Origin of the sequence: Flagellimonas beolgyonensis (assembly GCF_003992615.1) — a bacterium.
Taxonomy (GTDB): domain Bacteria; phylum Bacteroidota; class Bacteroidia; order Flavobacteriales; family Flavobacteriaceae; genus Flagellimonas; species Flagellimonas beolgyonensis.
Genome location: NZ_RZMY01000016.1, coordinates 158,154 through 182,650 on the forward strand (window position 1 = coordinate 158,154; position 24,497 = coordinate 182,650).

At 43.6% G+C, this 24,497-nt stretch carries 23 protein-coding genes; 7 read left to right on the top strand and 16 right to left on the bottom strand.

Annotated elements, in window-relative coordinates:
- Genes EO131_RS11705 through EO131_RS11720 form a run of 4 tightly spaced genes read right to left on the bottom strand, consistent with a single transcriptional unit; the run spans position 1 to position 4,111 of the window.
- Positions 1-357 carry a hypothetical protein gene (locus tag EO131_RS11705; RefSeq protein ID WP_127022147.1) on the bottom strand — a complete coding sequence of 119 codons (357 nt, stop codon included), beginning with the start codon at positions 355-357 and terminating at the stop codon, positions 1-3.
- 25 nt (positions 358-382) lie between these two features.
- Positions 383-1,417, bottom strand: a complete 1,035-nt coding sequence (gene galE, locus EO131_RS11710; protein WP_127022150.1) for a UDP-glucose 4-epimerase GalE — start codon at positions 1,415-1,417, stop codon at positions 383-385.
- Positions 1,417-2,961: a tetratricopeptide repeat protein gene (locus EO131_RS11715; RefSeq protein WP_127022153.1), complete on the bottom strand. Its 1,545-nt coding sequence runs from the start codon at positions 2,959-2,961 to the stop codon at positions 1,417-1,419. The genes galE and EO131_RS11715 overlap by 1 nt, the downstream gene beginning before the upstream one ends.
- Positions 2,954-4,111, bottom strand: coding sequence for a DegT/DnrJ/EryC1/StrS family aminotransferase (locus tag EO131_RS11720; protein ID WP_127022155.1), 1,158 nt, complete (start codon positions 4,109-4,111; stop codon positions 2,954-2,956). The genes EO131_RS11715 and EO131_RS11720 overlap by 8 nt, the downstream gene beginning before the upstream one ends.
- A gap of 82 nt (positions 4,112-4,193) precedes the next feature.
- Between EO131_RS11720 and EO131_RS11725 the strand changes: the two genes are divergently transcribed.
- The 3 genes from EO131_RS11725 (at position 4,194) to EO131_RS17160 (ending at position 7,111) form a co-directional block, all read left to right on the top strand.
- Positions 4,194-5,435 carry a 3-deoxy-D-manno-octulosonic acid transferase gene (locus tag EO131_RS11725; protein ID WP_127022945.1) on the top strand — a complete coding sequence of 414 codons (1,242 nt, stop codon included), beginning with the start codon at positions 4,194-4,196 and terminating at the stop codon, positions 5,433-5,435.
- 32 nt (positions 5,436-5,467) lie between these two features.
- Positions 5,468-6,859: a sugar porter family MFS transporter gene (locus EO131_RS11730; protein ID WP_127022158.1), complete on the top strand. Its 1,392-nt coding sequence runs from the start codon at positions 5,468-5,470 to the stop codon at positions 6,857-6,859.
- Between the two features lie 105 nt (positions 6,860-6,964).
- Positions 6,965-7,111 (top strand): hypothetical protein, encoded by a 147-nt coding sequence (locus tag EO131_RS17160; RefSeq protein ID WP_164731681.1) that lies wholly within the window; start codon positions 6,965-6,967, stop codon positions 7,109-7,111.
- On the opposite strand, the gene EO131_RS11735 is transcribed toward EO131_RS17160, so the two are convergent.
- The 5 genes from EO131_RS11735 to EO131_RS11755 form a co-directional block, all read right to left on the bottom strand.
- Entirely contained in the window at positions 7,108-7,734 is a 627-nt protein-coding gene (locus tag EO131_RS11735; RefSeq protein ID WP_127022160.1) for a hypothetical protein, read from the bottom strand. The two genes, EO131_RS17160 and EO131_RS11735, sit on opposite strands and share 4 nt — an antisense overlap.
- Positions 7,735-7,782: 48 nt before the next feature.
- Positions 7,783-8,082, bottom strand: a complete 300-nt coding sequence (locus tag EO131_RS11740; RefSeq protein WP_127022162.1) for an HPF/RaiA family ribosome-associated protein — start codon at positions 8,080-8,082, stop codon at positions 7,783-7,785.
- A gap of 81 nt (positions 8,083-8,163) precedes the next feature.
- A complete protein-coding gene (locus EO131_RS11745) occupies positions 8,164-9,486 on the bottom strand; it encodes an ATP-dependent 6-phosphofructokinase (protein WP_127022164.1) in 1,323 nt (440 codons plus the stop codon).
- Positions 9,487-9,504: 18 nt separating this feature from the next.
- Positions 9,505-11,121 carry a phosphoenolpyruvate carboxykinase (ATP) gene (pckA, locus tag EO131_RS11750; RefSeq protein ID WP_127022166.1) on the bottom strand — a complete coding sequence of 539 codons (1,617 nt, stop codon included), beginning with the start codon at positions 11,119-11,121 and terminating at the stop codon, positions 9,505-9,507.
- Between the two features lie 162 nt (positions 11,122-11,283).
- Entirely contained in the window at positions 11,284-12,075 is a 792-nt protein-coding gene (locus EO131_RS11755; RefSeq protein ID WP_127022168.1) for a universal stress protein, read from the bottom strand.
- Positions 12,076-12,270: 195 nt separating this feature from the next.
- Here EO131_RS11755 and EO131_RS11760 point away from each other — a divergent pair, with 195 nt between their 5' ends.
- Both EO131_RS11760 and EO131_RS11765 read left to right on the top strand, forming a co-directional pair.
- Positions 12,271-13,245 carry an ROK family protein gene (locus EO131_RS11760; RefSeq protein ID WP_127022172.1) on the top strand — a complete coding sequence of 325 codons (975 nt, stop codon included), beginning with the start codon at positions 12,271-12,273 and terminating at the stop codon, positions 13,243-13,245.
- 84 nt (positions 13,246-13,329) lie between these two features.
- Positions 13,330-14,058 (top strand): energy transducer TonB, encoded by a 729-nt coding sequence (locus tag EO131_RS11765; protein WP_127022175.1) that lies wholly within the window; start codon positions 13,330-13,332, stop codon positions 14,056-14,058.
- A gap of 48 nt (positions 14,059-14,106) precedes the next feature.
- On the opposite strand, the gene EO131_RS11770 is transcribed toward EO131_RS11765, so the two are convergent.
- Together EO131_RS11770 and EO131_RS11775 are read right to left on the bottom strand one after the other, a co-directional pair.
- The gene (locus EO131_RS11770; RefSeq protein ID WP_127022178.1) at positions 14,107-15,309 is read right to left on the bottom strand and encodes a succinylglutamate desuccinylase/aspartoacylase family protein; all 1,203 of its coding nucleotides are present in this window, start codon (positions 15,307-15,309) and stop codon (positions 14,107-14,109) included.
- 2 nt (positions 15,310-15,311) lie between these two features.
- Entirely contained in the window at positions 15,312-17,156 is a 1,845-nt protein-coding gene (locus tag EO131_RS11775; protein ID WP_127022181.1) for a glutamate-cysteine ligase family protein, read from the bottom strand.
- 183 nt (positions 17,157-17,339) lie between these two features.
- Between EO131_RS11775 and hemN the strand changes: the two genes are divergently transcribed.
- Together hemN and EO131_RS11785 are read left to right on the top strand one after the other, a co-directional pair.
- Entirely contained in the window at positions 17,340-18,698 is a 1,359-nt protein-coding gene (gene hemN, locus EO131_RS11780; protein WP_127022184.1) for an oxygen-independent coproporphyrinogen III oxidase, read from the top strand.
- Between the two features lie 16 nt (positions 18,699-18,714).
- Positions 18,715-19,536, top strand: coding sequence for a universal stress protein (locus EO131_RS11785; protein ID WP_127022187.1), 822 nt, complete (start codon positions 18,715-18,717; stop codon positions 19,534-19,536).
- Positions 19,537-19,629: 93 nt separating this feature from the next.
- On the opposite strand, the gene EO131_RS11790 is transcribed toward EO131_RS11785, so the two are convergent.
- The 5 genes from EO131_RS11790 to EO131_RS11810 are packed head-to-tail and all read right to left on the bottom strand — an operon-like array spanning position 19,630 to position 24,497.
- Positions 19,630-20,898 (bottom strand): acetyl-CoA hydrolase/transferase family protein, encoded by a 1,269-nt coding sequence (locus EO131_RS11790; protein WP_127022190.1) that lies wholly within the window; start codon positions 20,896-20,898, stop codon positions 19,630-19,632.
- Between the two features lie 16 nt (positions 20,899-20,914).
- Positions 20,915-21,625: a sulfite exporter TauE/SafE family protein gene (locus EO131_RS11795; RefSeq protein WP_127022193.1), complete on the bottom strand. Its 711-nt coding sequence runs from the start codon at positions 21,623-21,625 to the stop codon at positions 20,915-20,917.
- 2 nt (positions 21,626-21,627) lie between these two features.
- On the bottom strand, positions 21,628-22,074 hold the full coding sequence (locus tag EO131_RS11800) for a FixH family protein (protein ID WP_127022196.1): 447 nt from the start codon (positions 22,072-22,074) through the stop codon (positions 21,628-21,630).
- Between the two features lie 11 nt (positions 22,075-22,085).
- Positions 22,086-23,495 carry a cytochrome c oxidase accessory protein CcoG gene (gene ccoG / locus EO131_RS11805; RefSeq protein WP_127022199.1) on the bottom strand — a complete coding sequence of 470 codons (1,410 nt, stop codon included), beginning with the start codon at positions 23,493-23,495 and terminating at the stop codon, positions 22,086-22,088.
- Between the two features lie 45 nt (positions 23,496-23,540).
- A complete protein-coding gene (locus tag EO131_RS11810) occupies positions 23,541-24,497 on the bottom strand; it encodes a cbb3-type cytochrome c oxidase N-terminal domain-containing protein (protein ID WP_127022202.1) in 957 nt (318 codons plus the stop codon).

Below are 24,497 nucleotides of genomic sequence, written 5' to 3' on the forward strand. Positions count from 1 at the left end.
TCAGGAACTGTACTTGGCCTTGTACCATACTTTTTGCCATTCCCTTTTCAACAACAAAAAGGTTACCTCTGCCGTAACGTCAACAGCGTCCATGGCCTTAATATTTTTTACCTCACTTTCAGAAATATCGATCACGTACAACAGGTTCAAGTATTGGTCAAACCGCTCCACCAATAGTACGTACAATTTTTCGTGAACAACACTCTTGAGCGCTGCGGGGGTAATTTCTGAAGGAATCTCAATGGCAATGTTGGCCAGATCAAAATCCTTTTTGATCTGTTGTATCAATTTTTGGTAGAGCTGTTCACGTTGAACTGCTTCCAACAACTCCAAACTATTGCTATAATTGGTCAACATACCTTATGTACGACCAAAAGTGCCTTTAGGATTTGGCACTTCTGTTTTTTTCCACCTGTAGTTCCCAATCCCAAGCCGATTTCATAGCCTCATCCAAAGTGGATTGGGCCTTCCAACCTAACACAGTATTGGCCTTGGTGGTATCGGCAAAGGCTTGGATCACATCCCCTGGCCGCCGATCCACAATCTTGTAGTTCAGTTTTTTTCCGGAAACACGCTCAAAGCTTTGGATCACTTCCATAACGGAACTCCCTTTTCCTGTTCCCAAATTGAACACTTCATAATTGGATTCGTTTTCACCATTAAGGAGACGCTGCAAGGCCTTTACATGTGCCTTGGCCAAATCCACCACATGGATATAATCACGAATACAGGTACCATCTGGGGTGGGGTAATCATCACCAAATACCGAAAGTTGTGCCCGAAGCCCAACCGCCGTTTGGGTGATAAACGGCACCAAGTTTTGGGGAACTCCCAATGGTAACTCGCCTATTTTTGCTGTAGAATGGGCCCCGATCGGATTGAAATAGCGTAAAGCAATGGCCTTGATATTTGGGGTAACCAGACAGGTATCCCGGATAATTTCCTCTCCCACTTGTTTGGTGTTGCCGTAGGGAGATTCTGCAGGTTTCACCGGTGCGCTTTCCGTAATCGGCATTTCATCGGCTTGGCCATACACGGTACAAGACGAACTAAAAATAAAACTGGCACCCTCCTTTTTTTGCAATTCTTGCAAAATGTACACCAACACGCCTAAATTGTTCTCGTAGTACAGCAATGGTTTTTCCACGCTTTCCCCAACTGCTTTGGATGCTGCAAAATGGATAACCCCGGCAATATCGGTATGCTTTTTGAACAATTCTTGGACTTTGGCTTTATCCCTCAGGTCCATTTGCTCAAACAAGGGTTTCTTTCCCGTTATGGCCTCGATACCATCCAAAACTTCGATGGACGCATTGGAAAGGTTGTCCACGGCAACCACATCAAAACCTTCATTTTGAAGCTCCACCACGGTATGGGAACCGATGTAGCCAAGACCTCCCGTAACCAATATCTTCATCAATATGATTGATTTATTAATCGAATTTTTCGTTCAATATCTTCATTTTCAGGAGAAAACTCCAGACCCCTCTTTAACATCCTCATGGCATTCTCCTTTTGTCCCTTTCGATAAAAATAAGCACCGATTTCTCCGTAGGCTTTGCCGATTGCACCTTGATTGAAATCCAAACTGCCCTCTTTGTTCTCTTTGAGAAGCTGCTCCAATTCATTTAAATAAGCATCGCCAGCTACTTTCTGATTATTATTAAAGCTATTTGCCACAAGAAAGGAATACAGGTATACTCGATATCTATTGTATAACCCAAATTCCTCAAGGAATGGATATCGCTCAACCAGGTCGGTCAAATCCTCAAGACGTGCATCCGATATATTTTTCTGAGCTAATTTGTCCAATTCAATCAGTGCAATATAATTTTTTGCATTTATGTTGTTCGGATTCAGCTCATAAATCTTTTGCGCATATTCAAGTGCCTCGGAGGTATTTTGAAATTTGTACGCTTTCTCCGCCTTGAAGGAATAAAAAGTTTCCATGAGCGCATTTCTCAGATCCGTGTTCTCAACCTCAGCCAACTTTTCTTCTACCTGTACCATATCGAATTCAGAAAGCTTGTCATTCGATATTATTGAATACAGTTTATACTTCAAGTAATCGGTTTCTTGGTTTATTTTTGTGAAAGTGATGAACCATTTGAAATTTTCCATATTGGAAAAGTCAAGCTCATCCATTAATAAAGTCAAAATTCCTTCATTGAAAATTTTTGTCTTTTCATTCTCATAGACCAAGCTGGATTTTTGCATGTTCCAGTAGGCTCTTTGGTATTTTGATCCATTTAACAAAAAGATTCCCTTATTGTAATATTGGATGCCAACCAAGTCCTTTTTCGTTATGTTCTCGTTACCATAGTAATAATCATTGTATGCTTTGTTGTAACCTACGGAATTGACATAATCGGATGTCAATATTTTCATGGAAACTAGATTATCTATTGCCTTTTTAATGATAAACTCTGATGGGACATAGGAACCTGCTTTTCCGGGAAGGGTGGTTTCCACATAAATATCATACTGAAAAGGATAGGCTACTAAAAAAACATGGGTTGGGGTTTCTTTGATTTGGTAGGGCACCCCTAAATAGTCGAATGCATAGGTGTAAAGTGCTGTACCCGAAACACAATTATAGGTCTGTGATTTGAAAATATCCGAAAAATTGGCGTCCAATTCGTATTTTCTGAAAAATCTATCATGAACTTCATTGAAAATATACTTGACCTTTTTTTTGGGATTATATGACAGGGATTTTTTCTTTAACCCTTCAAGAAAGTTATCGACATTGGACTTAATTTTAGCCGCCTTGGACACCGTCATGGTCGAGTCAATTCCCAAAAGAGCAGCGATATAATCTTCCTCTGCGCCATTAGCAAAATTGGTGAAATGGCTTTCCTCAAAATCCGATAAAAAAGTTATTCCTTCAGCATTGATCGAATCCTGGGCTGATACCAGTACTGAAAAAAGAAAAAGGAAAAAAGAAAATAATTTACCCATTGTTTACAAAGTCAATCACCAACTGGGTGATGTAATGGATCTGTTCATCGTCCAACTCCGTATGCATCGGTAAGGAAATCACTTCCTTGACCAGTTGATTGGTTACCGGAAAATCTTCTTCCTTGTATCGACTATCGGCATAAGCCTTTTGTTTATGCAATGGAACTGGATAGTACACTCCACAAGGAACGCCATTTTCGTTCAAATGTTTTACCAGGGCATCTCTTTTTCCGTTTAAGATCTTAAGGGTGTATTGGTGGAACACGTGGCAATCGCATGTACTTTTTATCATACCACAAGCGCAAGAAATCTTTGGTGTTACAATATGCTCCTGTCCTTCAAAGGCCTTGGAATATTTTAATGCAGCCTGCCAACGGCTCTCGTTATAACCATCCAATTTGGGCAGTTTGGCTCGTAACACAGCGGCTTGAATGGAATCCAATCGGGAATTGACACCCACCACATCATGGTAGTACCGTTCGTACATCCCATGGTTTACGATTCCGCGAAGGGTATGTGCCAAATCATCATCATTGGTAAAAATGGCACCGCCATCGCCATAGCATCCCAAGTTTTTTGATGGGAAAAATGACGTGGAAGCCAAGTGACCGATGGTCCCAGATTTCATTTTTTTACCATCGGGAGCGGTATAAGTGGCACCAATGGCCTGGGCATTATCCTCAATCACAAATAAATTGTGCTTTTCGGCCAATTTCATAATCGCGTCCATATTGGCACATTGCCCAAACAGATGCACGGGCACAATGGCCTTGGTTTTTGGCGTAATGGCCTTTTCAATGGCATTGATATCAATGTTGAAGGTATCGGGTTCCACATCCACCAAAACAGGGACCAGATTCAATAGAGCAATCACCTCCACGGTGGCCGCAAAGGTAAAGTCTGCAGTGATTACCTCATCCCCTGGTTGCAGACCCAAACCCATCATACAAATTTGAAGGGCATCGGTACCATTGGCACAGGGAATCACATGTTTTACGCCCAAATAGGCCTCCAATTCTTTTTGAAAAGCGTGCACATGTGGACCGTTGATAAAAGCAGAGGTTTCCAAAATCTCCGCAATGGAATCATTTACCTCTTTTTTGATACCTTCATATTGACCATTGAGGTCAACCATCTGAATTTTTTTCATCGGAATATATTATGCGTCAAAATTAAGAAATTAAGATGCCATAATGCCCTCTTACCGAAAGAATGTATTTTAGCAAAAAATGATGCCCTTGCGATTTATTTACAACTTTTTGGTTTTGCTGGTCGGGAACATTCTGAAGGTGGTCGCACTTTTCCAACCGAAGATCCAATTGTTTGTTTCGGGTAGGAAGAACACATTTCCTGAACTTGAAACCAAACTTTCATCTGACAAAGAAAACATATGGATGCATGTGGCCTCCTTGGGCGAATTTGAACAGGGGCTGCCTATTTTGGAACGATTGCGAAAACAATTTCCCGATCATCGGCTCATCCTAACCTTTTTCTCGCCGTCGGGGTATGAAGTAAAGAAGAACACCAGCGCTGCCGATGTGGTGGTGTACCTGCCGATGGATACAATTTCCAATGCAACAAGGTTTCTGAATTTGGTACAACCTGAATTTGCTGTATTTGTGAAATACGAAATCTGGCCCAATTACCTAAAGGAACTAAAACAACGCAACATTCCTACGTTCTTGGTTTCGGCCCTCTTTTCAAAAAGACAGATTTACTTTAAGCCTTACGGTGGTTTCATGCGCAGAAGCCTTACCACCTTTTCCCATTTCTTTGTTCAGGACAACAGTTCCAAAGCACTTCTTCAATCCATCGGTTTTGAAAACTGTACGGTTAGCGGGGACACACGATTGGATCGTGTTTCGGAAATACTGAAACGTGACAATCAATTGGATTTTATGACGGAGTTCAAAAACAATCATCCTTGTCTTGTGGCCGGCAGTACATGGCCCGAAGATGAGGAGTTGCTGATTCCCTACATCAACCGATCCGATTCCAACTTTAAATTCGTGATTGCCCCACATGAAATCAAGGAAGCCCATATTTCCAAAATCTTGGCCGCTCTGCAGAAAAAGACCATTTGTTATTCCGAAATGGACAACAAAAATATGAAGGACTACGATGTGTTGGTGGTGGACACCATTGGGTTATTGACCAAAATCTATAGTTATGCCGATATGGCCTATGTAGGTGGTGGCTTTGCAACCGGTTTGCACAATACCATGGAACCTGCCGTTTTTGGGGTTCCCGTCGTTATTGGGCCAAAATACCATGGATTTAAGGAAGCCGAGGACTTGGTGGCCAACGGTGGTATTTTATCCGTCTCCAACCAAACCGAATTTTACAAGGTAATGGACACTTTCATAACTGATGCACAACAAAGAGAACAGGTGGGCGCCATAAATGCAAACTACATCGCAGCAAACAAAGGTGCAGCTGATCTTATCACCGAATCCATTTCCAAGTATTTATAAAATTTGGTTAGCTTTAGCAAAAATCAACCAACATGGATAAACGCATTTTCAGGATTTCGTTGACGGCGGCCTTGGCCGGATTTTTGTTTGGGTTCGATACCGTTGTGATTTCCGGTGCCAACCAACCTATAAAGGAATTGTGGCACACCAATTGGTTTTTGGGTGATTCCATTTTTACCTTCCATGGTATTTTCATTATGTCCATGGCATTATGGGGAACCGTGTTGGGCTCTTTGTTCGGAGGTATACCCACCGATCGGTTGGGACGAAAGAAAACCCTTTTCTGGATCGGCGTCCTTTATTTTATCTCTGCCGTTGGTTCAGCCATGGCACCTGAAGCCTACAGTTTTTCCTTTTTTAGATTCATTGGCGGTGTAGGTGTTGGCGCATCTTCCGTGGCCGCTCCAGTATACATCTCTGAAATTTCAACTGCTGCCACTCGCGGTAGGCTTACCGCCATGTACCAGTTCAATATAGTTTTTGGGATATTGATCGCCTTTATTTCCAATTACCTCATCGGGGTCATTTTTGACGAAAATGTGGCTTGGCGATGGATGTTGGGCATTGAAGGATTGCCCGCCCTTATCTATACACTGATGGTGATGAAAATTCCGAACAGTCCAAGGTGGTTGTTGCTCAAAAACAGGGCGGACAGTGTGATAATTGAATCCATAACCCGCTTGGGCATCGAAAGCGAACGGGCTTCCATACACCTTTCGGAAATAAAGGTTGCGGTGTTCGAAGCTGCTGAAAAACACAAGGAAAACCTGTTCTCGGGCAAGTACAATAAACCCCTGATCTTGGCCTTTTTATTGGCGTTTTTCAACCAGCTTTCCGGTATCAACTTTGTGTTGTATTATGCTCCCGAAATTCTGGAGCGGGCCGGGCTTGCATCGGGGGAATCCCTGTTCAGTTCCATTTCAATCGGTGTGATCAATTTGATATTCACCTTTGTGGGCATCGCCCTCATCGATAAATTGGGCCGAAAACAATTGATGTACATAGGATCCATTGGCTATATCATCAGTTTGGCCATGGTGGGTTGGTGCTTCTATACCTCTGCCAGTTCGGTACTCTTGTTGATCTTTATTTTGGTGTTCATCGCCTCCCATGCAGTGGGACAAGGAGCCGTAATCTGGGTGTTCATTTCCGAAATATTTCCGAACAAAGTCAGGTCGTATGGCCAGGCTTGGGGAACGGGAACCCATTGGGTTTTTGCCGCATTGATTACCTTGCTGACCCCTACATTTTTGGATTCCGAAATTGGTATTTTCAAGGACAACCCTTGGCCCATTTTTATCTTTTTCTCCGTTATGATGGTGCTACAATTGCTTTGGGTGATCTTTATGATGCCTGAAACAAAAGGTATCAGTTTGGAAGAGTTGGGCAAGTTGTTGAGCGGTGGAAAAAAGGATACCAAATAATTGGTTTACAGGACACACGAAAAATCCATCCTTTAATCGAATATTGACCTCGTAAGCCATAGATTTGAGCAAATAATTCCTTAAATTGATGGAAATTACACTACTATGGCAAATGAAGCTTCTTTGGGGGACAAGCTTATCGTCTCCTTTTTAAGGGTGATGGTCTTTGTGCTCATCGTTATCCTAATTGCGATACCCGTTTGTATTTTATTGGACTTTTTGGGCGTAATGGACGCATTGGGCCTTTCCTAGAAAATCACTTCTTGCTCACCCATTGACTTTGTGATCAATTTGATATAGGAGTCTATGGCCTTGTTTACATTGGCCGGTTCGGTAACATCCACCTCACCCCGCCATATCAATTCAATTTCCTTTCCAACACAAATACAGTACAAGGACGTTTCTGCATGGTAAATGTTGAAACTGTCATAGTACTCTGGATCGTAATAGATCTCTTGGTGCTCCAAATAATCGTTGCTAAAACGCATGAACATCTTATCGACACTGTTCAAGTGTTCCTTAAACGTCCTTCGGTTTTCGGTACCCACCACTTTGGTAAACAAGATGGCATCAAAACCTTTGTCCAATAATTGTTGTTCCACGTCTTCCAACTCCTGCTCAGATCGTTTGGAGGAGGTAAATTCCACATCAAAAAGATCAATACTGCGCATGGCATCCACTCCTTGGGCTTTCAATGCATCCGCAAACTTGGTCTCGAACTCCATTCGGGCCCTATCATCTTGGACCATACCTACAACAAGAACCTGGTAGGCATCAAAGAGCACTATATCGGGGTTTTTCCATGTGCCCACCAACTTGGTGGAGGAACATCCCATCAAGAGCAAAAAACTAATGGTGACCAATTTGAGTTTCATCGATTTCAATTTAAGGATTCATGCGCAATATTCATCTTGATCCAATGATCAGTGAGAGCTAAAAGTAGCTTGTCTTTTCTCCAGTTGCTTTTTTAGGTCTTCTATGGTTTCGGCCATGGACTTTTCAAAATCATCGGTTTTGGACTTGGCAAAGATCCTTGGACCGGGCGCACTCAGCTCTATCTCGCAAATCTTACCTTCACCGGTTTTATCGTTCTCCGTTTTAAATAGCACATTGGCCTTGATCAACCAGTTGTACTTGTTTTCCAAACCATCCAGTTTTTTCATCAACAATTGGGTCAATGATTCACTGGTCATCATTTTTTGATATTGAACTTGTACTTCCATGATAATTGTTTTGAATCTATTCAAATCTATTACTACTTAAATCAAATTTCAATGACAAATGTCAGCTCAAAATTCGATCCATTATCCTAACGAAAATGGTTGTCCGGTACTTTGCAAAACCGAAAACCAAAACTCCCCTTCAAGGTCTATCTTCTTCCGTTTTTTGGTAACCTCGGAGATGGGCACATACACATAATGGTTGTTTACCTTACAGGCCACAAATTTAGTCTTTCCGGCCATGGCCCCATGCACGGCATGGTACGCCAATCGACTACAATACACACTGTCGCTGGAATTGGCAGGGGCACACCGCACAATATAACTGGGGTCGATATACTTTATGGTAACTGGAACATTTTTTTCCTTAAAATACGCTCCAATCTGCTCCTTTAGAAAAATCCCAATGTCTTCATGTTTGATGTTTCCTGAAGCATCCTTTACCACTTGCCGATGCTCGAACAACTGTTGTCCTGCCCCTTCTGCCACCACAATAACGGCATGCTTTTTCGATTTTAGACGATCTTCCAGAATGGTCAGGAACCCATTTTCACCTTCCAAAGAAAAGTCCATTTCCGGAATCAGCACAAAATTGACCACAGGCATGGCCAAAGCTGCCGAGGCGGCAATGAACCCGCTATCGCGCCCCATCAGTTTAATGATGGAAATACCATTATAGGCACCAGTGGCTTCATTATGGGCATCCCTTAAAATGGGACTTGCCACATCAAATGCGGTTTCAAATCCGAAGGATTCGTCTATCAAATCAATATCGTTATCAATGGTTTTGGGAATTCCTACCACACTAATTTTGGCATTCCGCCGGGCAATTTCCTCACCAATGGCATTCACCCCTTTTAAAGTACCATCCCCACCAATGGCAAACAACATATCCACCTTGTTTTCCTGAAGTGTATCCACCATAATGGAAACATCCTGGGCTCCTCGGGAGGATCCCAAAAACGTACCTCCAAATTGATGGACATCCTTGACCTTTTCCGGATTAAGATCGATAAGCTCATGACCTTTGGCCGGATTCAATCCTTCGTAACCATACGGCACGCCGATGATTCTTTTTACCCCATAAAAATAATGAAGCGCCATGACCACGCCCCGAATCACATTGTTGATTCCCGGGCAAAGACCACCACAGGTCACAATGGCCGCAGTAGTATTTTTGGCATCGAAAAAAATTTGCTTTCGGGGACCTGATTTTTCCAAACAAAGCGGATCTTGGCCCTTGTTCAAAAAATAGGAACATTGTTCCAAGGATAAATCGAACAGCAATTTATCCGATTCCTTCACAAAATTGAAGATATGATCCCCTTTGGTGGTGCTCAGTTTCAGTGGGGATTCATAGTTGCTCGCCCCTAAGGTTTCAATTAAAAATCGGTCTTTATCGCTCACTGTGATTGGGTTATGCGTTTATATATGTTCATTTAAACTATGGTGCGAATCGATCAATGGTCCACCTTTCATGATTTCTTCGGAAGCTTGACTGGCGAATTTGTCAAAGTTGATATGGAACGAATGTGCCAATTGGATGGCCTTGCTCACATAGGCCCCTTTTTGAAGCCATGTGTTCATGGGATCCAAGAGTTCGGTGGGCACACCTGGACAATATTTGGGCATGAACAATCCAAAAATGGGGTGTGTCTCATAATCCACTTCATCCAATTTACCTTCCAAAATGGCCGAAATCATGGCGCGTGTGTACTTCAATTTGATTCGTGATCCCACGCCGTAGGGACCACCACTCCATCCCGTATTCACCAACCAAACGCTCACCCCTGCCTCGCGCATTTTTTTGCTCAGCATTTCGGCATAGACTGCTGGGTGCAATGGCATAAAAGGTTCTCCAAAACAAGCAGAGAATGATGGAACAGGTTCGGTAATGCCCGCTTCCGTACCAGCCACTTTGGCCGTATATCCTGAAATGAAATGGTAGGCCGCCTGACCCGGGGTCAGTTTGGAGACCGGGGGCAACACCCCAAAGGCATCACAGGTTAGGAAAAAAATATGTTTGGGATTGGAAGCATAGGAAGGCACCTGAATATTGTCAATATGATCAATGGGATAGCTCACCCTAGTATTTTGGGTGATACTGCTGTCAAAATAATCCACCTCTTTGGTCCCTTTTTTGAACACCACATTTTCCAAAAGGGCTCCTGGGCGAATGGCCCTATAAATATCCGGCTCCTTTTCTTCGGTTAAATCGATAACTTTTGCATAGCAACCACCCTCAAAATTGAAAATGGTGTTTTCCTTGGTCCAACCATGCTCATCGTCCCCGATCAGTTTTCGGCTGGGATCGGCGGATAACGTGGTCTTTCCTGTTCCGGAAAGCCCGAAAAATATGGCCGTGACCCCATCTTCCCCAACGTTGGCGGAGCAGTGCATGGGCAACACCTCTTTTTCCGTGGGCAAAATAAGGTTCAAGGCAGAGAAAATACCCTTTTTCATTTCGCCGGTATAGGCAGACCCGCCCACAAGTGCCACTTTTTTGGTAAAATTCAATATGGAGAAATTTCCGCTCAAAATACCAACTTCTGCAGGATTTGGTGCCTCGTACCCTGGCGCACAAAGTACCAGCCATTCCTCTTCGAAACCATCCAAATCCTTTTCATCCAATCGGAGGAACATGTTCTTGATGAAATAATTGGACCACGGATATTCTGTAATAGTCCTAACATTCATCCGATATTTTGGATCGGCACAAACGTAGGCATCCCTCACATAGACTTCCTTGCCTGAAAGATATTCTACAACTTCATCGTACAGTTTATCAAAATTTTCAGGTGAGATGGGTTTGTTGATGCGTCCCCACCACACTTTATCGGAAGTGTATTCGTCCTTCACCAAAAAACGATCTTTTGGGGAACGCCCTGTAAATTTTCCAGTATTGATACAAAGGGTGCCGTTGGAGGTCTCCGTACCCATCCCCTTTTCCAAAGTGATTTTTTGCAAGGTCTCGGCATTGAGGTTCCAATGTGCTGTTACGTTTTGCAATCCATACTTGCCAAGGTCTTTGGTTGAGCTCATATTTTATAGTATTAATGGTTGTCAATATCAACTTATTCCAGGCCAATTGTTCAAAGTGAACGGTAGAGGCAAATCGTCAAAAATCCAATTGCCTTCATCATAACTTGGCGAGAGGCCATTTGAAATCAATAAGCCTCCATAAAACATTAAATCATCTTGGAACTAGTCCAAAGCCAAAACCGGAATCTCGGAATGCAAGGTCAACATTTTGGTCAATCGACCTTCGGATGGTGTACTTTTTCGCACATGGTTTCGTGGCAAAATGACCAAAAGATCGATGTCCTTTTCCTCAATATAGCTTAAAATACCTGCTTCGACATCTGCATTTTTGTTGAAGGTATGATCGGCATAAAAATGCTCCAAGTAATATTCCAACAACTCTTCGGTATTCTCTACAATGGCATCCTCTTCATAAATGGACTCTTTGTATATAGTGAGCACATGAATACGGGAATCGAACGTTCTGGCCAAATCCAACAAACTGGCCAACACTTCCTTATCCTCAATTTTTTCACGACCCAACAACAACGCTACATTTTTGGGTTCCTTTATGGGGCAGCCGTAGGGGATGGAAATCACTGAACAATTAGCATCCAACACCAATTTGGAGGTATTGGTAATCGCCTCATCGGTCACTTTGTCTCCCATGGTGCCCATCATGATCAAATCGGCGCCCGTTTGCTCTTGGATCTTTAAAATAGTATTGGTCACATCACCGATTTCCGTTTTGAATTCCGGTTTCCTTTGCAAGCGAACCCCAATGGAATCGACCACTTTTTCAAAATCAACTTTAAGTTTCGCCAAATCACCTTCACTGATCGGCATAACACTTACATAAAGTGCCAAAATATCCACAGATCGTTGTGGCCCCACAAAATTGGCCACATATTCCAAGGCATTCAGGGAAGCTTCGGAAAAATCGAAAGGAACCAATATTTTGTTTACACTGCTCATACCTAAAACATTTAAATTTTCATTCTGTTATTTCAAAAGTAGACCCGGCCCTTCATCTAAAACATGACAGAGGTCAGTTTTTAAACTTTTGCCTGATATTAGGAAAAAATCCGTCGCCATAAAAGTTTGGGAAGTTATTTTTTTGATAGCATATTGGCTATATTTAAAATCTGCAAATCATCACAACCTAAAATTATGGATTTAGTAATTGGCATTGACATCGGTGGTACCAAAACCAAAATTGGTTTGGTGGATGCACAGGGAATCTGTTTGGACCAAAGCCATTTCAACACAAAGGATTATCCGAATCTGGAGGAATATTTCGATAAAATCCAAAATTCGGTGGATACGCTGGTCGGCAATATAGGCACCTCCGTCAATCTTATTGGATGCGGCATTGGCGCTCCCAATGCTTCCAGTAAAAAGGGAACTATAGAAAATGCAAGCAACCTTGTTTGGAAAGGCAGTATTCCCTTGGTGGAAAAACTTAAAAAACGGATGGACATGCCCATTCGGATCATGAACGATGCCAGCGCCGCGGCCTTGGGGGAAATGCTGTTTGGTACTGCCAAAAACATGACCGACTTTATCGTGATAACTCTTGGAACCGGATTTGGTGCCGGTATTGTGGCCAATGGCCAACTTATTGATGGATTCGACGGTTTTGCCGGAGAACTGGGCCATGTGGACATGACCATGGGCGATGGAAGATTGACCGGACTTGGTGTTAGAGGTGGTCTTGAAGCCTATGTTTCGGCGACTGGACTTAAGCGGACCATTATGTATATGCAGAGCAAATATTTGATGGATAGCCGATTTAGAAATATTGCCTATAACGACCTTCATGGCGAGGAAATTACCCAGGCGGCGGAAGAAGGGGATGAAATTGCCTTAATGGCTTTCGATTATACGGCACGGATCATGGCTCAGGCCCTGGCCAATTTTACTGCATTTACACAACCCGAAGCCTTTATCCTCATGGGTGGCCTCACCAACAGCGGCAAATGGATCATGGATCCCTTGGAAAAGTACTTCAATGCCTTCCTTTTGGAAGTGTACCGCGGTAAGGTAAAATTATTGCTTTCCGGGATGGAAGGCAAAACTGCCGCGATATGTGGTGCTGCCGCCCTAATTTGGGAAAACAACAAAAAAGAGTTGTCCAAAATGTAGAATCAGCAATTTAAAAGCCTGATTATTATCATGTTTTTTATTTTATGACCTATCTATCTTTACGTTAGTTAAATAGAAAAAGTCATGAAACCCAAAAAGAACCCAAATGCCGAAATAGGACGCAATAGCAGTCTTTATTTCATGATAGGCCTAACTTCGGTATTGTTAGTTACATGGCAATCTTTGGAAGTTAAGGTCTATGAAAGTGAATCCGAAATATCAGAAGTTGTACAATTGACCGACGATCTTAAGGAAGATGTTCCCATCACAGAAATGCTTCGTACTCCCCCACCTCCCCCACCTCCCTCTGCTCCCGATGTAATAGAGATAGTGGAAGACGTGGTCGATGTGGAAGAAACTGTAATAGAAAGTACTGAAAGTAGTCAAGAAACCTTTATCGAGGATGCCATCGTTAATATTAATGATGTTGAGGTAGAAGAAGTTGAAGATGACGTAGTTGTCCCCTTTGCCATTATTGAGTATGTACCTGTTTTTCCAGGTTGTGAAGATTTAAAGACCCAGCAGGAACGCAAGGAATGTTTCAATGAAAAAGTTCAGGAGCACATCAAAAAGAATTTCACCTATCCTCCTACAGCACTTGAAATGCACATTACCGGACGGGTCCACTTGCAATTCGTAATCGATTCCAAAGGAAGGGTCACCGATATCCAAAAACGGGGTCCGGACCGATTGTTGGAAGCAGAGGCTGTTCGAATTATAGCTTCCCTTCCACAGGTAAAACCAGGTGAGCAACGCGGTAAACCCGTAAGTGTAAAATACAGCATCCCCATCAACTTTGTAATGAAAGAATAACTTTTGGGGAAATGTGAAAAAGGTCCAAGCCAAAACTTGGACCTTTTTTTATGGCTTGAACCAAGGGGTGTTCCGATACTCCTCGGATTTGGAAGCACGTTCCCTGCTTTTGACCACCAAATGGGTAGTATCGAATTGTCTGGCTCGATACCCCAACAGGTGAAAAACGGATTTGGCGAAGAAGCGGGCCACTTTTTGATCGACCACCAAGGTATCCTTTTCCTTGGAGCGCCATGCTACCCCAGGGAGGCATACCAAAAGGTGATCCACCTTAAATTGCCTTAATTGTTTGGAAAGCCAAAGTAAAAATCGGGGCACCGGTTTTATAAAATAAAATCCTTCACTGCCTTGCTTTTGATACAAAGGCATAAATATCTGACGCTTTTTGGTCGTCTTTAGTTCCACACCATCAACCATGGCCAAACTTCTGCCCTTGGCCACCACCTGAAAATTGACAAACCCCGGAAACATTTTAAAATGGCCATCGGGCCCAATATCATGTTGATGGTATATCTCATAAAACTTATGAGGTGCCGTAGCAGCACGGGAAATGGCCCATTTTAATGCGGCCATCCTTCGTTCGGACAGGGCAATGGATTGTGTCAATCCCAACGAATACTGCACAAAGTTTACACTATTTTCAATGGCCCTTTCATCGTCATGTTGCCCACTTTCAAACCCTAAGGAAACATAGCCCAATTCGTTGATATAGCTCAATAGGGCACCATGCAAGTATTCTTCAATTCCCAAAATGACCGGTAAGGGATACTGGGACGCAAATTTTCGGTTCAACAGACTATCGTTCATCACCATAAAAGGGGATGAGTCACTGGAAGTGGTATGAAGGTCCAAGAAGTAAAAAGGCGGTTTTCCATTTTTGATGATTTCCCGTAATAAGGCATACAGATTTTGGAGTTCCAATTCTTCATCATACCCATTCGATGATTCAAGCGAAATACCATCTATTCGATTGGGAAACCAAATGCGATTGAGATCTTCCTTTTGATACCTAGTGCCATTTTGCAATGCGCCCAAGTTCCCTGCCAACCCGTACACCTCTCCCCTAATCGGCAAATGCGATTCCCTAATTTCACCGAACACCTGTTTCAAGGCAAAAACGCCCGCCGGCTCATTGCCATGGATACCTCCAAAGAAAACCACAGTGGGGCCATCATCTGTACCTTTTAAATGGTCGATGACACGTTCAACTTCCAATGTCTCCTGTAATGCCAGGCTGCGAACTGTTGCCATTCCTATAAATCCACTTTACTGATGATGCCCACAATATGGGTATCCACACAAACTGGCAAACAGCCTATTTGGTGATCTGCCATCATTTTTTTGGCCACTTCAATTTCTGTTTTGGGCTCCACAGTGATCACTTCATTGATCATAATATCGGATACCCGTACCTCATGCATGTCCATACGACCCAATTTTTCGATATGGCTCCAGGTAAGCAAGCCAACCAGTTCACCCTTTCCGTTTTCCACAGGTAGATGGTGGATATTGTTCCATTGCATGATCGCGATGGCCAAATTGGCATAATCGTCTTCATACAACTTCATGAGTTTGGTGGACATGATCTGGCCCACCCAATGAAAGGCCTCCATGGTCTTGTCCATGCCTTCGATGTTTTTCCATTGGTGCACCGGAACATTGGTCAACTGGTTATGGTACATGGCCTTTGTGAGTTGTACAATGGCGCTATCCAACTTGATCTGTTTGCGAAGCGACCTGAAGTTATTGATCTGCCAATCGGCCCCAGTTCCTTTTCCTACCCTTTCATCGATAATGCCCAACAGCTCAACAATATCCGATTCATTAACTTGGAATTTTCGGAGTCCTTCGTATGCGATGGGAAGCAGTTCCTCCCTCACCAACTTTTTCACCGTCATGGCACGGCCCATCCACGAGAACATGGCTTGCCTACCGTTCTGGGCGGCCCGTAAAAAATTGACCTTGGCCTCCCTAAAATCCATAATACAAGGAAGATCATCATATTTTGTTGGTCGCCCCACCATAAGACCCACCCAAAACGCAAAATTGGCAATTTCATCAATTACCGTGGGGCCCGAGGGAATATAGCGGTTTTCGATTCGCAAATGGGGTTTTCCATTGCCTACCCCATAGCAAGGGCGGTTCCATCGGTACACGGTACTGTTGAACAAACTCAGTGCTTCCAATTTGGGTATTTTTCCCTCACGAAGCACATCCAGTGAACTTCGCTCAATAGGTTTGGTCAGTAAAATACGATGGGTGGAAATGTCCTGTTTAAAAATCTCGGCAGGTGAAGCTATTTGCCAGCGTTCACCAAACCCGACCCTTGCCACTTGCTCTTTAACGGCCTTGGTCCATTTGCGGGTATCCAAACTTTGTTGAAATAGGGCTATTCGGGTTTCCCGCCACAATTCTTTGCCCAAAAGTAAGGGCGAGTTACAGGCAGTTCCCAGCACTGGCCCCGAAATGGCCTGGGCCCAATTGTAACTTTTTATAAAATCGTCTTGGGGAATCTGTAAATGTAGTTGGAAGCTGGTATTGCATGCCTCAAAGAGTACCGAATCATGATGGAGCGACAATTCATCCGCGCCTTTTATCCGAACCGAAAAATCGTCTCCTCGCCATGCTTTTAAAATATCGTTCAATTTGTAATAGCGCAGTATCGGGGTCATGAACTCCATTCGAAGTTCATCCCTGCTTATGGTGGGCAATATACCCGTAAGCAAAATGCGTGTATTGTGTTCTTCGGCCTTGTTCCGCGCCTTTTTCAAAAGGGATTCCAACTGTTCTTGCATGGAACGAAAGCACTCATTGCCCAATTGTACCGGGTCTAGATTGGCCTCCATGTTATAGCTGGCCAGTTCGGTAGTAAAATGAGGGTCGTCAATAGCTTTGATGATCTCAAGGGATTTGGCCGCAGGTCGATAATCGGAATTGATCAGGCACATTTCCTGTTCCGCTCCGATACGAACCACATCACTTTCGATCATTCTTTCCTTGATCATGGTCTCCAAGGACTTGATATCATCTATCAAATGTTGGACAAAGACCATGCGTTCCCGTTCGTCAAAATTACTTTTTGCAATATGTTCACCCATAGGAACAGAAATTAATCTCCATTACAGATAGTATAAATCTACAGTACATTATCCCCGAAAAATATGATACTTGTCAGGCCACAAAGCCTTGTCTTATATTGGCCACCTCCCATACTGACATTTGTCATATTTTGTAAATCCACATCCAAGTATTTTTGAGCTATAATGATAAGGTATGCAGCTATGTGTGATTTAGTTCAAAAGTATAATGTGCCCGGACCCCGTTATACGAGTTATCCGACCGTTCCCTATTGGGACGTGGACAGCTTTTCGGGCAAACAATGGAATACCACCGTTCTTCGGGCTTTTACGGAAAGTCAAGATGAAGGCATCAGTATTTATATACATCTCCCTTTTTGCGAAAGTATGTGCACCTTCTGCGGTTGCCACAAACGCATTACCAAAAGGCACGATGTGGAACTGCCTTATATCCAAGCCATACTAAAGGAATGGGAATTGTACCATGCTTTGTTGGGCGCCAAACCTTTGATCAAGGAACTGCACCTTGGTGGCGGTACTCCCACTTTTTTTTCCCCTGAAAACCTTAGGACCTTGATCGAGGGCATCCTTCGGTTCGGAAAAAAGGCAACGGACATGGAATTCAGCTTCGAGGGGCATCCAAACAATACCACCAAAGGCCATTTACAGGCACTTTATGATGTTGGTTTCCGAAGAGTGTGTTATGGCGTACAGGACTATAATCTCTCCGTACAACGAGCCATAAATCGTGTACAACCGTTTGAAAACGTGAAAAATGTTACCGAGTGGGCCCGTGAAATCGGCTTTACATCCGTGGGGCATGATATTATCTATGGTTTACCATTTCAAGATACGGACCATGTTAAGGAAACCATTATAAAAACCAATGCCCTCAAACCGGACCGAATAGCATTTTACAGCTATGCCCACGTACCGTGGCTCAAAGGCAATGGCCAGCGAGGCTTTAAAGATTCAGACCTTCCACCCACAGAAGTGAAGAAAGCCCAGTACGAATTGGGCAAACGGATGCTGGGTGAATTTGGTTACAAGGATGTGGGCATGGACCATTTTGCACTGCCCACCGATAGCTTGTACAAAGCTTTGGTGAATGGCACCCTCCATCGCAATTTTATGGGCTATACCCCGTTTAAGACTAAACTGATGATCGGTCTTGGCGCATCAAGCATTAGCGATAGTTGGTATGGATTTGCCCAAAATGTGAAAAACGTGGAAGAATATGAAAATTTGGTTTCGCAAGGGGTAATCCCTATTTTTAGGGGGCACATCCTTAATAAGGAAGATCAGATCATGCGCAAACATATCCTCAATATCATGTGTCAATTCAAAACGGATTGGAACGAGGAAGAGGAAGCAATAGTAGATTTTCGCAAGATAGTGGACAACTTATCCGAACTGCAAACCGATGGTTTGGTTGTTATTGATGACCGATCCATCGAAGTGACCGAAAAGGGGCGACCCTTTGTTAGGAATATCAGTATGGCCTTTGATCTGAAGTTGCACAGAAAAAAACCAGATACCCGAATATTTTCCATGACCTTTTAACCTAAAAAACAACAAAATGAAAAGTATAATCGTACCCATTGATTTTTCAAATCAATCCGAATTGGCCTTAAAGGTGGCAGCATCCTTGGCCAAAGAACACGGGGCAGAGCTATTGGTGTTGCATATGTTGGAACTTTCGCCCGCCATTATGGGTGAATCCGGCTATATTTCACAGGAACAGGTGGTGCACCTCATCAAGATCGGCGAAAAACGTTTCGCGGAATTTTTGGACAAACCGTATTTGAAGGATGTTAAGGTTACCCCTGTGATCAAACACTACAAAGTGTTCAGTGAAGTGAACGAAGTGGCCGAAAAGCACAAGGCAGATCTTATTGTTATGGGGTCCCATGGTGCCGATGGCCTTCAAGAAATCTTTATCGGTTCCAATACCGAGCGCGTTGTCCGTACCGCCGATATCCCTGTATTGGTAATCAAAGGTGACATTAAGGAGTTTAAACCCAAAACCTTCGTGTTTGCCAGTGATTTTGAAGAAGAAAGTCTTCCTGCACTTAAGAAAGCCAAAGGGATGGCAGATCTGCTCAAAACAAAATTGCATTTGGTCTACATCAATACACCCGGTGATGAATTCTTGAGCACTGAAGATGCCAATACCAAAATTTCCAAATTATTGGATGCGGCCAGCATGGATGTTGCCGTTGAGATCTATAACGACTACACCGTGGAAAAAGGCGTTTTAAATTACAGTGATCAGGTTTCTGCCGATCTTATTGGGATACCCACCCATGGCAGAAGAGGGTTATCGCACTTCTTTATGGGCAGTATTGGCGAAGATATCGCCAACCATTCCGAAGCACCGGTAATCACGTTTAAAATTTGATGGATTGCATTTTTTTGATTGGTTTCATGCGATTCAAGAAAAGGGGGCAATTTTAAAATTGCCCCCTTTTTTTATGCTTTTGACCGTGATTTTTTATCCGTGAAACCGTTCATAGGCGGCCTTTTCCAATGCCTCCCGATGGTCTGGATGCGCAATGGAAATAAGTGCTTCGGCCCTTTGATGCAAGTTCTTTCCAAATAGATTCACCACCCCAAATTCGGTGGCCACATAATGCATGTGTGCCCTGGTGGTGGTTACGCCCGCGCCTTGTTTTAAGAAGGGCACTATTTTGGAAACCCCTTTTTTGGTGGTGGACGACATGGCAATGATGGGTTTGCCCCCTGGTGAGAGTGAGGCGCCGCGCATAAAATCCATTTGGCCACCCACTCCAGAGAACTGGAACCCACCGATGGTATCGGCACATACCTGTCCGGTAAGGTCAATTTCTATGGCGCTATTGATTGCAGTTGCCTTGGGATTTCTTCGAATTCTGGCCGTATCGTTGGTATAGCCAGAGTCCCTAAAATCACAAATGGGGTTGTCATCGATAAAATCGTACAGTTTTCGGGAGCCCACCGCAAAGCAGCTCACGATTTTTCCCCGTTTCACTGCTTTTTCCTTTCCGTTGATCACGCCGCTTTCGATCAATGGCAAAACACCATCGGAAAACATTTCGGTGTGTATGCCCAGATTTTTATGATTGCCCAAGTTGGACAATACCGCATTGGGAATGTTCCCGATTCCCATTTGCAAAGTTGCGCCATCTTCGATCAACGATGCCACGTGTCGTCCAATTTCATGTTCCACTTCTGTAATTTCCGTGGGATTATGTTCATGAATGGGCCTATTCACCTCTATGGCATACTCGATCTCATCAATATGGACGATTCCGGTACCATGGGTACGCGGTACTTGGGGATTTATTTGGGCAACAATCTTTTTGGCAGTCCTAACGGCTGGTAAGGCAACATCCACGGACACACCCAACGAACAATAGCCATGTTTGTCGGGCGGTGACACTTGTACAAAGGCAACATCCAACGGCAAGTACTCATCGGCGAACAACCACGGTATCTCACTTAAGAAAACGGGGATGTAATCGCCCATGTAGGTGTTCACAAAAGACCTCACGTTGCCCCCGACAAAACAGGTGTTCAAAGTAAAGGCTTCGCAATATGGTTTTCGGGTATACTTGGCATCCCCTTCCGTGTGGATGGAAATGATTTCCACGTCTTTTATTTCCCCATGTCGTTCACATAGGGCATCTATCAATTCGTTTGGGGTCATGGCCGCCCCTTGAAAGAATACACGGTCTCCGGATTTGACAATCCCTACCGCTTCTTCGGCTGTTGTTATTTTCACTTGGAACAGTATTTAGTTATGGTTGATGACATTCAATGGTCGCGGTAACCGTATTGCCCGCAGCCGGTTTGGGAGACACATACGGAATTCCCAACCCAAGACCACGTACAATAAACAAAATACCAATGATCACCACAAATACAGGAATCAATTTTTGAATTTTGGACCGGACTGGACCTTTGATCAAACCTTTGGAATAGACCACTGCGGACATTAAGGGAACGGTGCCCAAGCCAAAAAGCATCATGTACAGTCCGCCTTCCCAAGGGCTGCCCATGGCCACTGCGCCCAAAAGGGCCATATAGACCAATCCGCAGGGCAAAAACCCATTTAAAAAGCCAATGGTCAAAAAGGCGTCCGGAGTTTTCTTTTTCAATTCACTGCCCAGTCGGGACTTGACCTTTCCCAAAATGGAATAAATCGGTTGAAAAACCTTGTGTCCGTTCAAATATTTGGTAGGAATGAGCACCAATATAATCATGAGTACCCCGATGCCTATGGAGAGTTTTTGTTGTATTCCAAAGAGCTCCAAACCCTTGCCCAATGTTCCGAATAGAACGCCGATCACCCCGTAGGCCAAGAGCCTTCCAACATGATAAATGGACAATTGTGTGGTTTTTTTGATGGTATTTTCTTGGTCCAACGGAAGCATAAAGGCAATGGGACCACACATGCCCAAGCAGTGCAGACTTCCCAATAAACCCAATACCAAAGCGGACGTTAACATGATCAGTAAGTAAGTTTTTCCTTGTGCATAAATGACTTACCTTCATACTCCCATTTTACGGTAATGTCCCAGCGACCGTCTACCAAGCGATTGTCAGGTATGAGCAAATGTGTTTTGGACAAACTTATAGGAAAGTTGGTATCCAAGTGCTTGTTAGACGGTCTATATAGGGACACTGTTCCCGAAATTTTAGTGGGATCAAATCGTTCTGGGAAATAGATCACCAAGCCTTCATCCGTTTTTTCCACGGTAAGGTTGGCATTCATTTCTGTGGCCGAATTGGATGCATCCAATTCTTGTTGATAGGTGAGTTCCTTCTTATAATATTCCTCGGTCACCAAATCGTGGTTGGCCCGGTCATCGGTGCTCATACGGAACACAAAGTATAGGATAAAGGAAATAAACCCTATGAATGCCAATACAATGCCTGTTCCCCAATTTATTTTCATGTCAATTTTTTTTAATTATAACTTCTCGGTGCCAAGAACTGGGTAATGGTGGTCTCGATCAATTGATCGCCACTGTACACCCCAATTTTCAGTCTGTCCTTATCCCCGGTCAATGCCGATGCATTGATTTCTATGAACAGGGTTCCTTCGGCCAAATTTTCTGCTGGTACCGTAAACGAATCCTGGGACACCATTTTTATTGCCCCTTTGTGGGACAACAACTTAAAGGTTACATCATTGATATCCTTGGTGGTCTTGTTCACCAATTTATACGTGTACACATTGCTGATGATGTTGTTATCCTTTCGTTCATACAATTGTCCCGGTAAGCGAAGTACGTTGGCCTCCACTTCGTTCCTCATGAACAACATACCGATCAAAATACCGGTCAAGACCACCAAAACTGCCGTATAGCCCTTCATCCGAGCTGTAAACTTAAACTTGTTATTATTGGTGATCTCATCCTCACTGGCATATCTGATCAAACCACGGGGTTTGTTGATGCTGTCCATAATGTGATCGCACTCATCGATACAAGCGGTACAGTTCACACATTCCAGTTGGGTCCCATTTCGAATATCGATTCCTGTTGGGCACACATGTACACATTGGAAGCAATCGATACAATCGCCATGTCCCAATGCATCCCTATCTTCATTTTTTCGAAACTTCTTTCTTCCGTTTTCGCCCTCTCCCCTTTTATGGTCGTAGGCCACAACAATGGACTTGTCATCCAACAACACGCCTTGGAGCCTTCCATAGGGGCATGCAATGATACAAACCTGTTCCCTAAACCAGGCAAAGATGAAATAGAACACCCCTGTGAATATCAGCAACGGAATCATCGTGCCCATGTGGGCCATGGGTCCGTCGGTGATATAGGCCAGTAATTGATCGCTCCCGATCAAGTAGGCCAAAAACACATTCGAAATAATAAAGGATATCAAGAAAAAGATGAACCATTTCAATACCCGCTTTCGAATCTTTTTGTTGGTCCAAGGAGCCTTTTTCAACCGCATCTGCGCCCCACGATCCCCATCAATCCAATATTCAATGCGACGGAAAACCATTTCCAAAAAAATGGTCTGGGGACACATCCACCCACAAAAGATCCGGCCATAGGCCACGGTGAACAATGCAATGAAGATCACCCCAATGATCATGGATATCACGACCAAATGGAAATCCTGCGGCCAGAATGGAAATCCAAAAATATTGAATCGCCTATCCAACACATTGAACAGCAAGAATTGGTGGCCCTGTATTTTGATGAACGGTGCCGCAATCAAAAAAATCAGCAGAAAGTAACTTACATACTTTCGGTAATCGTAATACCTACCGCTTGGTTTTTTGGGAAAAATCCAATTTCGCTTTCCTTCTTCTGTGATTGTGCCTATGGAATCCCTAAAGTTTTCTTCCATTGCAATTTTTTAGTTTTGACTATTAGTTACCCCGAACCTTGTGAATCAGTTCATGGCAACGTTTGTGGAATCCGTTGGTTGCTCCATTTCTGGCGCATTGGATTCGGTCTCGCTAGGTTGAGGAGCATTGGGATCTACCCAGATATCCCCTTCCGGTGCCTTTGGATTTGCCGGTGTTGTGCCTCCCAAAGTCAATATGTAGCTCGCCACTTGGGCAATTTCGACTGGCTTCAATGTTTGCTTCCAGCTTACCATACCTTTACCATCGCGACCCCCTTCGGAAATGGTGTTGAAGACATTTTTGATGCCTCCTCCTAAAATCCAATACTCGTCGGTCAGGTTCGGACCAATTCCACCACCGCCGTCTGCCATATGACAGGCCACGCAGTTGGTTTGGAATATTTTTTCACCTGCACTCAAATCGGCAGCGTCGGTCAACACTTCCACTGTATTTACGTCCACCAAATCCTTGGCGTTCTTTTTATATTCCTCGATGGCAATTTGTGCAGCCGCCACTTCCTGTTCGTACTCCAGTTCCTGATCGTAATCACCAATGATATGGAAGCGCACCAAATACACTACGGCAAAGATGATGGTCGCATAGAACAGGTACACCCACCAAGGTGGCAGTACATTGTCGAGCTCCCGAATACCGTCGTAATTATGATCGAGCACAATTTCCTGTTCGCGTTCGATGGAACGGCTCTTGGTCAACCGCTTCATGATGTTCTTCGCCCAGGTCCATTCGTATTTCTTTTCCTTAGCTTCCAAATATTTGGCCTTTCCTTCTTCGGAAAGGGTCTGGAACATGATGTTCTCAATGGAGCTGAGGATCAATTCTATGGCAATCAAGATCATCAACACCAATAGCATGAAAAATTGCGTAATGGGATATTCGATGATTGCTGGTTTTTCACCAGAGTCTATAAAGTATTCCATTAATCCGAAGATCAAGAAGAATAAAACTGGGACACGTATCCACCAAGGTGTTCTAGTACTCAT